We start from the raw sequence: 14,444 nt of genomic DNA on the forward strand, positions 1-14,444 counted from the left end.
CCGAGACCCTTTCTCTCTTTCGCTACGCGACGCTCTTCCGCTGTGCCGGACCGGCACGGCACCGCCGTTCACTGGTCCCGGGGACCAGTGAAGCGCACCTTCCTGCTCAGCCGGGGCGGGATCGAGTCGAGGCCGTCGATCTCCTCCCCGGTCGACGGCCTCATGTCCGGTCCGCGGCGAGGGAGGTCCGGAGGAACTCGAGGATCTCCGCCCGCGCGGCCTCGGCCTGCGGCGCCAGGCCCGGCGTGCTGAGGAAGGCGTGCCCCGCGCCGGGGTATTCGGTGAGCCGCACCGGGGTGCCCGCCGCTGCGAGCCGCTCGGCGTAGCGGCGGCCGTGATCGGCCACCGGGTCGTGGGTCGGGACCACCACGAGCGCCGGGGCCAACCCGCCCAGGTTGCCGGCGTGCAGCGGGGAAAGCCCGTGGGCGTCGGTGCCCGGCGGAACGGCGAGCCGCCGGAACAGCTGCAGCACCGGCAGGCCGAGGGTGGGGGTGTGGGCGTACTCGGTGACCGAGGCGTGGTCGAACATCGTCGGGGTCACCTCGACCGCCGGGTTGACCAGCACCTGGGCCCGCAGGGGCAGGCCGGCCTCCCGGGCCCGGATCGCCGCCAGTGCGCTGATCAGCCCGCCGCAGCTCTCGCCGAAGACGGCGGCCCGCGCCGGGTCGATGCCCCACGGACCGGCGTCCCCTACCAGGTGCCGGAGGGTGTCCCAGCCGTCGTCGACGGCGTCCGCGAGCGGGTGGCCCGGGGCGAGGAGGCGGTGTTCGACCGAGACGACGACCGCGGGCAGCCGCACGGCGAGGTGGCTGGTGACCCAGTCGCTCTGCACCGCCGTGCCCACGAACCCGCCGCCGTGGACGTGGACCACCAGCGGCAGCGCGGTGTCGGCCCGCCCGGCCGGCCGGTGCACCCGGACCGGCAGTTCGCGGCCGGGCAGCGCCAGGTTCCGCCACTCGATCACAGCGTCCGGGTCCGGCTCCCCGGTGATCGCCCGCACGGCGTCGGACGCCCGGAAGCGGTTCTCCGCGTCGCGGTAGGCGAGCAGCTGCTCGGTCGTCATCGCGAGCCAGTCCGGCTCCGGTGGACGTTGTGCGGTCGTTCCTTCGGTCATGTTCGCTCCCTGGTTTCGAAACCTGAGGTATCGAAACCTACGGTAGCGAAAACCGGTACCGTGGCGCCATGGCTTCGCCCCCTTCCGCCCGGCCGCCGGGCCGTCCCCGCGCCGGTGTCCACGCCGCGGTGTTCGCCGCGACGCTGCGCACGGTCCACGAACTCGGCTACGCGCGCGCCACCGTCGACCGCATCGCCGCGGCGGCCGGGGTCGCCAAGACGACGATCTACCGGCGCTGGCCGTCCAAGGGCGAGCTGATCGTGGACTGCCTCCTGGACGCGTTCGGCCCGGTACCGCTGGCGGCCGGGAGCCGGGCCGGGATCATGGCCTCGGCCATCCGCTGGGTCGCGGCGAAGATCGGCGAACCCGGGGTGGGCGACGCGTTCGCCGGCGTGTTCAGCGACGCCGTCAGCGATCCGGCCCTGCGGGAGGTCCTGTCTTCCCGGCTGCAGGATCCGTATCGGCTGGCGCTCCAGGACGCGCTCGGCGAGCCGGAGCACCGGGTCCTGTTCTTCATCGACGTCGTGGTCGGCACGCTGCTGCACCGGATGGGCATGACCGGCGAGCCGATGGCCGACGCCGACGTCACCGCACTGGTCGAGCTGGTCCTGCCGCACTTCGCGGGGCAGTGACCATTCGCAGGGCAGTGACCGCCGTCACAAACACGGCTGTCACATCGGCCCGGCCCGCGGAGTCGTGGGGGTGACGGACCCCGGACCCGGGCGTCCGCGCAGCCCGCGAGGAGTTCCGATGTCCACCGCTCACCTGATCGTCACCATCGCCGCCGCGGCTTGGGTCGGTTTCTCGGCCGTCTCGATGTTCGCCCGCGCGAAGTGGGTCGTGGAGCCGATCACCGAGTACGGCGTGCCCGCGTCGTGGTGGCCGTGGCTGGGCACGGCCAAGGCGGCCGGCGCGCTGGGGCTGATCGCCGGGCTCTTCTGGCCGCCCATCGGCATTGCCGCGGCGATCGGCCTGATCCTGTACTTCACCGGCGCCCTCGTCACCGTGGCCCGGGCGCGGTCGTACGCGCACCTGGCGTATCCGGTGCTCTACCTGGCGCCGGTGGTCACCGCACTGGTCCTGGTGCCCTGATCGGCGAGCCAGGTGAGGGCGTCGGCGGCGTGGCGCAGCACGGACAGGTGCCCGTCGCCGGCTGTGGGCCGGTACTGCGCGTCCGGGCACCGCGCGGCGAGCCACGCGCTGTGCGTGGCGGGGATCATCCGGTCCTGCTCGCCGTGCACCAGCAGGACGGGCGCGGTGATCCGCGCGGGGTCGGCGCCCCACGGCGTGACGTAGGCCAGGTCGTCGTCGATCAGCCCGCCGGGTCCGGCCGCGAGCGCCGCGCGGACGACGTCGTCCAGCCACGACCACGACCCGGTGAGCGCGGCCAGGTCGGCGGTGGTGAAGACGTCCGGATCGAACTCGGCGGCGGCCTCGTGCTTTTCCTTGGCGGCCCGGCCTCCGGTGGCGGCACGCAGCGAGGCGGCGCTCGCGGCGGCCATGCCACCGAACCAGTCGAGCCCCTCGGCGTCGAACGGTGCGACCGCGGCGAGCGCGGCGACGGCGACGACCCGCTCCGGCAGCAGGGCGGCACAGGCGAGGGCGTGCGAGCTGCCGCCGGAGTGTCCCATCAGGGCGAACTCGCCGATCCCGAGCGCGTCGGCGACCGCGGCCACGCACTCGGCGGCGTTCCCGGTGGTCCGCCCCGGCAGCGGGGTGGAGGCGCGGTAACCGGGCCGGTCGTAGGACACGAACCGCACCCCGAGTTCCCGGGCGAGCGGCAGCAGCGGCCCGGGCGGCGCACCGGTGTTGGGCGTTCCGTGGTGCCAGAAGACGGTGAGCCGCGCGGGCGCGCCGGTGTCGTAAACGTGCAGGGAACGCCCACCGGGCAGGGTCAGTTCGGTCTCGGTGACCATCGGCCGAGCCTAGCGAGCGCCGGGGCGGCCGGGTGACCACCCGGCCGTGGTCAGCGGGCCAGCCGCTCCGCCAGCCAGGCCAGCGAAAGCGGGTACCGGTAGTCGATCCCGCCGTGGCCGGCGTCGAACAGTTCGAAGTGGACGCGGTCGTCCGGCAGGCCCGCCCGGGCCACCTCGGCCCGGAACGCCTCCGCGCCGAGGTCGAGGAACCACTCGTCGCTCGTGCCCGCGTCGATCCACACCGCGCGCAGCGACCGGACCGCCTCCGCGTGCCCCGCCACCATCCGGACCGGGTCCCAGTCCAGCCAGCGCTGCCACAGCTGCGGCCGCAGCGCCCCGGTCAGCGGGTCGAACGGCAGCTCCGGCGTCCCGTCCTCCCGCGCGGAGAAGCACGCCGAAACGCCGAGGATCATCAGCAGGGTCGCGTCTTCGGGCTTGGTGAAGGCCGGACGGCTCCGGAAGCCGGCCCACCACGCCTGGACGTCCTGGTCGTACTCGCGCAGCGCGCGGACCGCCTTGCCGAAGTCGGGGACGTAGCACAGCTCGTACAGCGAGTCGCCCGCGTGCGTCGCCAGCGCACCGAACAGGTCGGGTCGCAGCATCGGGGTGATCATCGCGCCGAACCCGCCCGACGACTTGCCGGCGATCGCGCGGGATGCGCGGTCCGGCAGCGTCCGGTAGTGCTCGTCGACCCACGGCACGACCTCGTCGCACAGGTAGGAGTGGTACCGGCCGGTGCCCGGCGAATCGACGAACTGCGAGCCGCCGTACGCGGTCCACGCGTCGACGTACACCACGACACACCCCGGCGCGCCGTCGGCGAAGACGGCGTCGGCGGTCTCCACGAACGGCTGCCGGAACGGTGTCCGGTTGGCCCACATCGTCAGGTGCCCGGTGTAGCCCTGGATGACGTACACCGCCGGGTACCGCTCGTCGCCGTCGTCGTAGCCGGGCGGGACGTAGACCCACAGCGGCCGTTCGTGCGGGTCACCGAGCGGATTGTCCCGCAGCAGGGCGGAGTGCAGGGTGTGCCGGTCGAGCCGGCCGGCGAGTTCGCCGTCCCAGGGCAGCATGCGGCCAGTCAACCACGGTCTACGCTGACGCGGTGGCCGAGCTGGCTCAGGTGAACGTCGCGGTGCCGCGCGCGCCGCTGGACAACCCGCTCATGGCCGGGTTCGCCGGCGCCTTCGACGCCGTCGCGCGGCTGGCCGAGACCTCGCCCGGGTTCGTCTGGCGGCTGGGCGCGGGGTCCGGGCACGCGGTCGTCGCGGCGGACGGTGGCGCCGGCCTGGTCGTCAACGTCTCGGTGTGGCGCGACTACCGCAGCCTGCACGAGTTCGTCTACCGCAGCGCGCACGGCCAGGCCCTGCTGCGCCGCCGCCGGTGGTTCGCGCGGACGCCCCAGCCGTCGACGGCCCTGTGGTGGGTGCGGGACGGCGACCGCCCCGGCGTCGAGCCGGCCCTGGCGCGGCTGCGGTACCTGCGAGCCCACGGGCCGTCCCCGCAGGCGTTCTCGTTGTTGCGCCAGTTCGGCGCGGACGGGCGCCCGCTGCGCCGCGGCCGGTAATCCGGTCGCCGCCGCCCGGGCTCCTCTGGCACGATCGGGGGGTGCGCCCGGTCGAGATCGCCTGCGACGAATCGGGCTCGGAGGGCGAGAACCTGCTCGGCGGCGAGACGGACGTCTTCGCCCACGCCGGCGTCCGGATGTCCTGGCCCGCGGCGGCCGCGTGCGTGCGGGAGATCCGCGCGCGGATCGGCTCGCCCGCCGAGGAGTACAAGGCCAACCACCTGCTGCGCGCCAAGCACCGCCGGGTGCTCGAATGGCTGCTCGCCCCGGACGGCCCGCTCGCCGGCCGTGGGCACGTGCACCTGACGGACAAGACGTTCTTCGCCGTGCGGGCGGCGGTCACCCTGCTGGCCGAGGACGGCACGGACGCGATGGCCCGTGCCCTCCACCGCGCCGGCCCGGCTGCCTTCGGCGCCGCCCGCTGGGAGTACTTCCTGACGGCGTTCACCAGCGTGCTGCGGCTGAAACCCCGCCGTGGCGTGACGACGTCGCCGGAGGAGTTCTTCGCGCTGGTCGGCGAACTCGCGCGCGTCCCGGGCGAAGCCGGCGAACTCGTCGGCCTGTTCCTCGACGGCGCCGACCGCGTGGCCGCCTACCGGGAACGGCTGGCGAGCGACCCGGGCCTGGTACCGGTGCTCGACCCGCTGGTGCCCGCGGTGATCCACACGGTCCGGCACTGGAGCACCGCCGGCACCCCGGTCGCCGTGGTCCACGACGAGCAGCTGGCCCTCACACCCGAGCGCGTGCTCCAGCTCAAGGCGACTCTCGGCCACCGCCTGGCGGGCGTGCGTTTCGTCGACTCCCGGACCGACGCGCGGGTCCAGATCGCCGACTTCCTGGCGGGCGTGGCCCGCCGCATCGCCTCCGACGAGCTGAACGGACGTGGGGATCCCGGGTTGAGCACCCTGCTGCGGTCGTTCGTGGACGAAGACTCGGTTTGGGACGGGCCCGGCCGGTGATCGCCTGGGTGCGCCGACGGGTGGGACAGGACGGTTCGTCGTCGCTGTCCCACCCGTCGCAGTTCGACCAGGCAGGTTACGCGGTAGCGTTCTCTACCGTATTCGAGGCGATTTTGTCGGGATTCCAGTATTGCGGGCCAACCGCGACCGCAGAGGTGAATACCAGCGCAAACGCCAGCGCAAGAACGACGATCAACCGATTTGTCATGATCTGGGAATGCCTTCTTGTTCTGTAGACAGCCTCCTATCAGGTTTTCACCCGATAGTGAAGTGTGTCGTCTTCTGCTGTCGGTTGCGCCACACCCTAGCCGATCTTGCGGACGTGTTCTCCGTGGGGTCTCTACCCGCAGTGGTCCCGTTCGACTCACGGCAACTTCCGTGGGGTTCGCGCCGCCCTAAAGGGTCATACCTACTGGCGGGTAAACATCGACGTGTCACCATATCGTGTGAGAACGCGAGTAGGTCTCACATTACTGACGAGTATTCTCGATCCCCGCCGTGGGGACTCCCGCGAGAACGGCGAGATCCTCTCGGAGGTGCTGTCCGCGTTCGCGGTTACCCAGGTCGTCGTAAATGGCCGCCGCGGTGAGCCAGCCTTCCTCGGCGGCGGCGAGGCGCCCTGTTTCGTGCAATGCGTGGCCGAGGGTGTGGAGTGCGTCGGCTTCCACGGTGGCGTTGTGGTTGCGCATGGCCAGCCGCACCGCTTGACGCGCGTAGCCGATCGCCGCCGTGTGCCGCGCCTGCCGGTAGTTGACCTCGGCCATGACGAAGCAAGCACGTGGACCTGCTTCGACGTCGTTGATCTGCTCGATGATGGCCAGGGAGCGAAGGCCGTACCGCTGTGCTTCGTCGTAGTTTCCCTGCTTGCACAACGTGGCTGCCGTCTCGGCCAGTATCTCGGCTTCGCCGTGGCGGTTGCCGATGCTCTTCTTCAAGGCCAAGGCTTGGCGATACAGCGCAAGGGCCCCGTCGTGCCGCCCGCGATCGCGCAAGGTTTCCGCCAGCCGGTGGAGGATGGCCGATTCGGTGCCTTCGTTGCGGGTTTCTTGCAGTTGGTCCAATGCGCGTCGATACAAGCTTTCGGCAGCGGCCGAGTTGCCGATCTGGGCTTCGTAGGTTCCCAGGTGCAAAAGGGAGGTGGCTATCCAGACTGCGCTGCGCGTCTGCTGGGCGATAGCGGCGGCAAGGTGGAATTCCCGCAAGGCGGCATCCCGGTCGCCCAAAGCAAGGCTGATCGATCCGAGGTCACTTCGAGAAGCGCCCTCTGCTTCAAGGTTGTTTACGGCTTGGGTCGATGAAATCGACACGCAGTAGGCGTCACGCAATTCGCCGTAGAAACCATACCTGCGGTAAATGCCGTACAGCGGGTGAGGAAGCCGCCAGGAATATTCATGGTGATTCCGTTGTGCGGCCCAGGGGATGAGTCTGTCGAAGTTGTTCTTCTCGTTCAGCAGCCAGGTTGCGGCGGCGCTTTCGGAAGCGAATTCGATCGAAGGAACGCCGGGCACGGCCGGAAGCATCGGGACCGCCGGCCGGAACGGGAACAGCAGGCGGTCGGCGTTGTAGCCGGCGTGCAAGTAGAACGACAGCAGCCGGCGCTCGGCGTCTTCCCGGGCGTCGGCGTATTCAGCCGCTTCGGCGAGCTCGCGGGCGAAAGTCCGGAGCAGATCATGGATCCGATAGCGGCCACGGGTGCCCGTGTGGGTGAGGAAGTGGGTGCTGACGAGTACGTCGAGCGCGTGCTGCACCTCTTTCGCCGGCAGGCCCGCCAACGCGGCGGCGGCGGGCAATGTCAATTCCGGCGCCGGGGAAAGGCCGATCAGCCGGAGCAGGTTGCGGGCTTCCGGGGGAAGGGCGTTGTAGGTGACCAAAAGCGCGGCCCGCATGTTGGCCGGCGGATCGTCTCCGTCGTCTCCGATGTCCAGCAGCCTGCTCTGGTCGCGGAGTTCGTCGGCGAACTCGGTCAGCGCGGTTCCGCGGCGGCTTTCGATGTGGTGGGCGACCAGCTGCAGTGCCAGGGGAACGCCGCCGCACAACGCGGTGATCCGCGCGAGCGGTTCCTGTTCGGCGGCCCCGGTGGGGCCGACGCGGTTGGTCAGGACCTCGACGGCGTGCGGCTCGTTGAGCGGGGTGACCGAGCAGCGCCGCGCCCGGTGACGGCTCGCCAGCGCCGTGAGGCCCTGTCGGCTCGTGACGAGCAGCAGACTCGGTGACAGCGTGAACAGCAACGGCAGCACGTGCGCCGAGTTCGCCGCGTTGTCGAGCACGACCAGCGTGCGGTTCTGCGCAAGGATCTCGCGCAGTTTCGCTTCCCGCCGGGCGCGGGTGACCAGGCGGGCGATGGGCACGTCGAAGGCGTCGAGGAGCTCGTCGACCACATCTTCGGCCTTGACGGGACGCCCGCCGTCGAAGCCGTGCAGGTCGAGGTACAACGCCGTGTCGACCAGCGTGCCGTACTGCCGGTGGGCCCACTGCACCGCAAGCGCGGTCTTCCCGATGCCCGCCAAGCCGTCCAGGACGATCACGCCGGGCCGGAACCGCCCGTCGGCCGTGCGGGCCAGGCCGTCGAGCGCCTTCTGGAGGTCGTGATGCCCGACGAAGTCGGTCGCGGCCGGCGGCAGCAGCGACCGGCCCCGGGGCGCCAAGGCCGGCAGCAGGGTGGGTGGCGAGTCCGAGGGCGGCCGGGGGCGGGGGAGCGAGGCCAGCCGTTCGGCCGCGCTCCGCGCTCCGCGTCGCGACGATGAGGAAGTCGTGCTCGAGATCAACGAGTTGTAGTACTCGAGGAGGTCGGCGGCCGCGGCTTGGTCGTCGTCGGCGAGGAGCAGCTTGCGGACGGAAATGTGGTACGCACCCATGTCGTCCGTTCGATCGAGCTCGCGCAGCACGTGCAGACGCCGCCGGGCCAGCCCGACGTCGGTCCGGTGTTCGCGCTGGAGCGCGTCGAGTTTCTGCAGTGCGGCCTCGAAGCGTCCGAGCGCGATCAGCTCGCCCAGCAGCAGCTGGTTCGCCGGTAGCCAGGCGTTGTGCACCGCCGAATATCGCCAGGTTCGTGCGGGCTGCGATGTCAGGTCCGCGAGCGGCTGTCCCTGCCAGAGAGCGAGGGAGGCCGTGGCCACCTCACAGGCCGCCTCGTGGTTTTTTTCCTTGCTGTGCCGCCGAGCCGTTTCGATCAGCGTTTCGAAGGCGAAATAGTCGATCGCCGATCGTTCGACCTCGAGGTGCAACGCGCCGTCGATCGTGCGGATTGTCGCGGGGACATCTGCTTCGCGCATCGCCTTGCCGATGCGCCCGGAGTAGGTGCGGAACGTGGAAACCGGATCGTTCGGCTCCGGCTCGTCGACCGACCAGACCCACTCCGTCAGTGTGGCCGTCCCCATGCGCGCCTGGGGATTTGTGAGCAACGCGGCCAGCACCTTGCGCAGCTTGGGCGGACCCCAGCCGGCGGTCAAACGACCGTGCATTCGCATGGTAGTCTGCCCGAGAATTCCGAAAGCGATCTCCATCCGCCAGCTATCCCCCCTCCTGGGATCGCTGATCTTCCTCGCCGATTTCGAGTCTCGCATTCTTCCGCGCGCCCGCGCCACCGCTCTGACCTGTGCTGACATTGATTTGTCACGTTCGACCGGGCTGTGTTGCGGGTTTGACCGCGCCGTCGACATGTCCTTGACCCTGGCCGGTTCCATGCTTCGGGTGTCCAGTCGAGCACCGACCGAGCGGAGCGCGAATGTCGGCATCCACCTGTCCGTCGAGGCCCTTGCGGTGCTGCATTCCGACGAAGTTCGCGGTTCTCCGTGCGCAGGCCGGAAAGGAGGTGCGAATCCATGATCGAATTCATTGAAGTGGAACGTGAATCGACCTTCAGCCACCCGACGCAGGGAAGCTAGCGACGACGAAGAGGAGCGATCATGCGGCGCCCCAGGATCAAACCCGAACACCTCCCGGTCCGTCACGGTGGCGATCGCGTCCGGATCGGGGGCATCGTCCGCGGCATCGCCGCCGACATCCCGGACCCCGATGGGTGGGTGTGGGCGTTGCTGGAGCTGCTCGATGGTTCGAGGAGCACGGACCAGGTCGTCGCCGACCTGGTCCACCTCCACCCGGCGAAGACCGACGCCGACGTCCGGGCGGCTGTCGGCGACCTGGTCGAGGCCGGGTACGTCGAAGACGCCGGTGAGCCGGACCCCGGCGGGCTGAGCCCCGCCGAGCGGGAACGCTACGGGCGCAGCAAAGTTCTGTTCCGCTGGATGGATCGGACGCCGCGCCGCACGAGCTGGGACACGCAGCTGCTGTTGCGCGGGGCCCGGGTCGTGGTGATCGGCGTCGGCGGCGTCGGCTGCACCGCCGCCCAGACCTTGGTCGTGTCCGGGGTCGGGCACGTGCACTGCGTCGAGCCCGACGTCGTCGAGCTCTCCAACCTCAACCGCCAGATCCTGTTCACCGAACGAGACCTCGGCCGCCCCAAAGCAGAGGCCGCCGTCGGGCGGCTGCGCGCGCACAACTCCGAGGTCCGGGTCACCGGCGCGCGGCTCCTCGTCGACGGCCCCGCGGTGCTGCGGACGCTGGCGACCGGCTTCGACGTGGTCCTGCTGGCCGCGGACGAGCCGCCGGAGATCCGCTCCTGGGCGAACCAGGCATGCGAGGCGACCGGGACGGCGTGGGTGCACGCCGGCTACCACGGACCCCAGGTCAGCTGCGGGTTGTACCGGCCCGGCGCCGGTCCGTGCTACGACTGCGCCCGCGCGGCCGAGCGGGAACGTCGTGCCGGGCTGCCGCCGCGGACCTTCTCGGCCTCGGCCGGGAAGGCCCGGCCCCACGCGGCCAACGCCGTGTCCGCCGGCGTCGCGGGCCAGCTGGCCGCGCACGCCACGCTGAGCCTCATCACCGGGGCACCCGCGTTGCGGACCAATCGCGAGTTCGGCTTCAACCTCGTCACCCTGCGAGACAGCTTCGCGCTCGGCCCCGAGTCACCCAGGCCGGACTGCCCGGCCTGCGGTTGACGTCACGGCCGGGACGTCAGGTCCCGCACCCGGGCGCGCAGGGTTTCGGCGCGCTCCACGTCGAGATCCTCGAGGAGTGCGCAGGCCTCCGCGAGGCACTCCGCCGCGCGCGAGACGGCTCCGGTGTGCTCGAGGGAGACTGCCGCCGTCTCGAGTGCGTCGGCGAGCAGAGCCTCGGTGCCGGCGAGGGCCCGGTACCGCGCGATGGCTTGCCCGGCGTACTCGATCGCCGTGTCGTGGGCCTCGAGTCCTTGCAGCGCAACGGCCACGTCGCGCAGGGCATAGGCCTCGCCGACGCGGTCGGCACCCTCGCGGCGCAGCACGAGTTCTCGTTCGGCGTGCTCGCGGGCCTGCTCGAACTCGCCCAGCCGGACGCTGATCCGGCTGAGGTTGCACTCCACGACGGCTTCCGGACGTCCGCCGCCCGCCCGCCGGGCCAGCGGCAAGGCCTGGAGGTAGTAGTCCCGCGCCTCGGCATACCGCTGTTGCAGGAAGCGGATCTGGCCCAAGCCGGCCAGGGCCACCTCGTGCCGGACGGCGTCGTCGAGTTCCCGCGCCAGGACGAGCTGACGGCCGAAGTCGGCTTCCGCGTCGTCCCAGCGCCCCAAGTCGGCGAGGGTGTCGCCCCGGAACCCGAGCAGGAACGCCTCCGCGGCCCGGTCCCCGGCGGCGCGGGCCGCACCGAGCCCGAGGGTTTCGGCTTCGAGGCGCACGGACCACTGGGCGCGTTCCCGGCGACTGAGGAACCGGGCGGCTGCGGCCAGCACGACGGCGGCTCGGTACCCCGGGCCCGAGCGCAGCACCGCCAGCAGGTTCGCCTGCTCGGTGTTCAGCCACGCGAGCGCCTGGGCGCGGTCGGCGAGCGGCAGCTCGGGTCCCGCCGGGGGCAGTGCGAAGTCCGGGGATTCCAGCCCGGGGAAGACGAGCCGGTCGGCGGCCCGAGCGGTGCGCGCGTACCAGGTGAAGAGCCGCGATGCGGCTTCGCGCCGGGCGTCCGAGGTGTCGTCCCGCTCGGCGCGGTGCGCCGCGTAGGCGTGCAGCAGGTCGTGGAACCGGTAGCGCTTGCCACCGACGGATTCGATCAGGTGCACGTCGGCCAGCGCCTCCAGCAACCGGTACGCCGTGGCGATGTCGATCCCGGCGACCGCCGCGGCGGCGGGCACCCCGAACTCGGCGCCGGGATGCAGGCCGAGCCGGCGGAACAGGCCGGCGTGTTCCGCCGCGAGCCGCGTGTACGACCAGTCGAACACGCTCCGCACGGCACTGCGCTCGTCTCCGCTGCTGCTCAACACGTCCAACCTGTCCTGGCCGCCGACGATGTCCGCCACGACCTCGCCGACGCCGGTGTGGCGGCGGGTGGCGATGCGGGTGGCGGCGATCCGCAACGCCAGGGGCAGCCGCGCGCACACCTCGACGAGGTCGGCGACGGCATCGGGCTCGCCGGCGAGCCGCGCGGCCCCGAGGATCCTCCGGAGCAGCAAGCGGGCTTCGTCCGGCGTGAACAGGTCGAGGGTGATCTGGGTGGCGGCTTCGGCGACGAGCAGCCCGGTCAGGCTGGCCCGGCTGGTGACCAGCACGACGCAGCCGGGGGACCCCGGCAGCAGGGGCCGGACCTGTTCGGCCGTGCCGGCGTTGTCCAGCAGGACCAGCACCCGGCGGCCGGCGAGCACCGAGCGGTACACGCTGACCTGGGCGTCCAGCTCGGCGGGGATCCGGTCCTCGTCGACGCCCAGGACGTGGAGGAACGACGCGAGCACGAGGTCCGGGCGCACCGGGGCGCTCGGGCCGTAGCCGCGCAGGTCGGCGAACAGCGTGCCGTCGGTGAAGCGGTGTTCCACCCGGTGGGCCCACTGCACGGCCAGTGCCGTCTTCCCGACCCCGGCGGTGCCGTCCAGCGCCGAGATCACCATGGCACCCGGGCGGTTCCCGTCGTGGGCGAGCAGGAGCTCGTCCAGCCGGGCGAGCTGGTCGTCCCGCCCGGCGAAGTCACGCACCGCCGGAGGCAGCTGGCGGGGCACCGGCAGCGCTTGCCGCGGCGCCACCGGGGACAGGACGACCTGGCGGATCGTGCCCGCCTGCACGACGGAACCGGCCACGGTGCCCGGCAGCTGGTTCGTCACCGAGCTCGTGCCGTGCTCGTGCTTCGGTTCGTCGACCATCGCCGTACCCCAGCCCGCAGCCCACCAGTCGAACTTCCGGTGTACCGCAAAACATCGGGTGGTGAGCGGAATGTGACACGGTCAACGCTCAGCGTCACCCGTACGCGCGGATCGGCGTGCTCGCCCGTGATCCTTTCCGGCCGACGTACCCTGGCTGGGTGCGGACCCGACCCACTCTCTCCTGGACATCGGCGGAGGCGCCGTTGCCGCGGACGGCCGGCCTCGACGAGCTGACCGGCGTCGTCGCGCGGCGCCGGGTCGCCGTGCTCAGCGGGGCCGGGCTGTCCACCGAATCCGGGATCCCGGACTACCGCGGCGAAAGCGGCAGCCTGCGCCGGCACACGCCGATGACCTACGACGAGTTCGTCACCAGCGCCGAGGGGCGGCAGCGGTACTGGGCGCGCAGCCACCTCGGCTGGCGCACGATCGCCCGCGCCGACCCCAACGACGGCCACCGCGCCGTGACCGCCCTGCGCGACCGCGGTTACGTCTCGGGCGTCATCACGCAGAACGTCGACGGCCTGCACCAGGCGGCGGGCACCGCGGACGCGGTCGAACTGCACGGCAGCCTGGACCGGGTCGTCTGCCTGGACTGCCGCCGCACCAGCCCGCGCGCGGACCTCGATCGGCGGCTGCGCGCCGCGAACCCCGGCTTCACGGGGGCGGCCACCCGGATCAACCCGGACGGCGACGTCGAACTGCCCGGCGACGTCGTGCGCCGCTTCCGGCCGGTGCCGTGCGAGGCCTGCTCCGGCATCCTCAAGCCGGACGTCGTGTTCTTCGGTGAAAACGTGCCGCGGCCGCGGGTCGAGCAGTGCTTCCGGCTGGTCGACGACGCCGAGGCGCTGCTGGTGCTCGGCTCGTCCCTGACGGTGATGTCCGGGCTCCGGTTCGTCCGCCACGCGGCGAACGCGGGCAAGGCGGTGGTGATCGTCAACCGCGGCGAGACCCGCGGTGACCGCTACGCCTCGGTGCGGGTCGACCGGCCGCTGGGGTCCGCGCTCACCGAACTGGTCGGCCGGCTCGGCGAGGGTCGCGGCCGAACCGCGTGAGCAGCCGGTCCTGGGGGGACGCGCCGGGCGCGGCGGGCGGCGGGTCGGCGAAGAACCGCGGGCCCAGCGCCAGTCCGGCGAAGATGGTGTCGTAGTCCTCGTCGATCCACGCGGCCAGGCCCGGGTCGAGGGTCTCGTCGGCGCCGAGCGCGCGGGCGAGGTCCCAGGTGTGCACCGTGCTGTCCGCCGTGCGCACGGCCAGGGCCTGCCGTCCGCTGAGCCGGCCGAACGGGTAGTCGACGACGCGGTCCAGCGCGCCTGCCTCGGCGAACGCGTCCGCGCAGGCCCGGACCGAGCCGGTGAACGCGGCGACGGGGTCGGCTCCGAGCGCGTCGGCATCCCGTTGGGCCAGGAATTCCTCCCGGGTGGCCCCGCTCAGCAGCGCGACGTAGTTGAGGTTGCCGCGGGTCATGTGGTTGACCAGTGCCCGCACGTCCCATTCGGTGCACGGCGTCGGCGCGGCCCAGCCGTCCGGCGGCACCGTGCGCAGGTGCTGCTCGAAACCCCGGGAGGCGCGGAGGAAGCGGTCGAGGAGCATGGCGGCCAGTCTGGCCCGGTCCGCAGCGGCGGGGCCGGCGGATATCGGACGTCGTGGACGAGCCGGTCCGGGCGGGTGGGGGGAACCCGTCCGGACCGGCTCTGGCGACGGACCTCCACAGCCTGTCGTCGCCTGCAAGACG

At 71.9% G+C, this 14,444-nt stretch carries 12 protein-coding genes; 6 read left to right on the plus strand and 6 right to left on the minus strand.

Annotated elements, in window-relative coordinates; all coding sequences use genetic code 11:
• Window positions 1-160 precede the first annotated feature (160 nt).
• Window positions 161-1,114, minus strand: a complete 954-nt coding sequence (locus tag AB0M80_RS42480; RefSeq protein WP_364576223.1) for an alpha/beta hydrolase — start codon at window positions 1,112-1,114, stop codon at window positions 161-163.
• A 68-nt stretch (window positions 1,115-1,182) separates the two neighbouring features.
• On the opposite strand from AB0M80_RS42480, the gene AB0M80_RS42485 reads away from it, so the two are divergent.
• A complete protein-coding gene (locus tag AB0M80_RS42485; protein WP_364576224.1) occupies window positions 1,183-1,746 on the plus strand; it encodes a TetR/AcrR family transcriptional regulator in 564 nt (187 codons plus the stop codon).
• A gap of 118 nt (window positions 1,747-1,864) precedes the next feature.
• The gene (locus AB0M80_RS42490) at window positions 1,865-2,206 is read left to right on the plus strand and encodes a DoxX family protein (protein ID WP_364576225.1); all 342 of its coding nucleotides are present in this window, start codon (window positions 1,865-1,867) and stop codon (window positions 2,204-2,206) included.
• Here AB0M80_RS42490 and AB0M80_RS42495 read toward each other — a convergent pair.
• Both AB0M80_RS42495 and AB0M80_RS42500 read right to left on the minus strand, forming a co-directional pair.
• On the minus strand, window positions 2,164-3,030 hold the full coding sequence (locus AB0M80_RS42495; RefSeq protein WP_364576226.1) for an alpha/beta hydrolase: 867 nt from the start codon (window positions 3,028-3,030) through the stop codon (window positions 2,164-2,166). The two genes, AB0M80_RS42490 and AB0M80_RS42495, sit on opposite strands and share 43 nt — an antisense overlap.
• 50 nt (window positions 3,031-3,080) lie before the next feature.
• Window positions 3,081-4,103: an alpha/beta hydrolase-fold protein gene (locus tag AB0M80_RS42500; RefSeq protein ID WP_364576227.1), complete on the minus strand. Its 1,023-nt coding sequence runs from the start codon at window positions 4,101-4,103 to the stop codon at window positions 3,081-3,083.
• Window positions 4,104-4,135: 32 nt separating this feature from the next.
• Here AB0M80_RS42500 and AB0M80_RS42505 point away from each other — a divergent pair, with 32 nt between their 5' ends.
• Both AB0M80_RS42505 and AB0M80_RS42510 read left to right on the plus strand, forming a co-directional pair.
• Window positions 4,136-4,597, plus strand: a complete 462-nt coding sequence (locus tag AB0M80_RS42505) for a DUF3291 domain-containing protein (protein ID WP_364576228.1) — start codon at window positions 4,136-4,138, stop codon at window positions 4,595-4,597.
• Window positions 4,598-4,638: 41 nt separating this feature from the next.
• Window positions 4,639-5,556: a DUF3800 domain-containing protein gene (locus tag AB0M80_RS42510; RefSeq protein ID WP_364576229.1), complete on the plus strand. Its 918-nt coding sequence runs from the start codon at window positions 4,639-4,641 to the stop codon at window positions 5,554-5,556.
• A 470-nt stretch (window positions 5,557-6,026) separates the two neighbouring features.
• On the opposite strand, the gene AB0M80_RS42515 is transcribed toward AB0M80_RS42510, so the two are convergent.
• Complete coding sequence (locus tag AB0M80_RS42515) at window positions 6,027-9,059, minus strand: tetratricopeptide repeat protein (protein ID WP_364576230.1); 3,033 nt, start codon at window positions 9,057-9,059, stop codon at window positions 6,027-6,029.
• Window positions 9,060-9,461: 402 nt separating this feature from the next.
• Between AB0M80_RS42515 and AB0M80_RS42520 the strand changes: the two genes are divergently transcribed.
• Window positions 9,462-10,553 (plus strand): ThiF family adenylyltransferase, encoded by a 1,092-nt coding sequence (locus AB0M80_RS42520; protein ID WP_364576231.1) that lies wholly within the window; start codon window positions 9,462-9,464, stop codon window positions 10,551-10,553.
• 2 nt (window positions 10,554-10,555) lie between these two features.
• Here AB0M80_RS42520 and AB0M80_RS42525 read toward each other — a convergent pair whose 3' ends face one another.
• Window positions 10,556-12,712 (minus strand): tetratricopeptide repeat protein, encoded by a 2,157-nt coding sequence (locus AB0M80_RS42525; RefSeq protein ID WP_364576232.1) that lies wholly within the window; start codon window positions 12,710-12,712, stop codon window positions 10,556-10,558.
• 158 nt (window positions 12,713-12,870) lie between these two features.
• Here AB0M80_RS42525 and AB0M80_RS42530 point away from each other — a divergent pair, with 158 nt between their 5' ends.
• Complete coding sequence (locus tag AB0M80_RS42530; RefSeq protein ID WP_364576233.1) at window positions 12,871-13,764, plus strand: NAD-dependent protein deacetylase; 894 nt, start codon at window positions 12,871-12,873, stop codon at window positions 13,762-13,764.
• Here the strand turns inward: AB0M80_RS42530 and AB0M80_RS42535 are convergent.
• The gene (locus AB0M80_RS42535) at window positions 13,715-14,302 is read right to left on the minus strand and encodes a TIGR03086 family metal-binding protein (RefSeq protein WP_364576234.1); all 588 of its coding nucleotides are present in this window, start codon (window positions 14,300-14,302) and stop codon (window positions 13,715-13,717) included. The genes AB0M80_RS42530 and AB0M80_RS42535 overlap by 50 nt on opposite strands.
• Window positions 14,303-14,444: the final 142 nt, after the last annotated feature.

Origin of the sequence: Amycolatopsis sp. NPDC051045 (assembly GCF_040682955.1) — a bacterium.
GTDB lineage: Bacteria > Actinomycetota > Actinomycetes > Mycobacteriales > Pseudonocardiaceae > Amycolatopsis.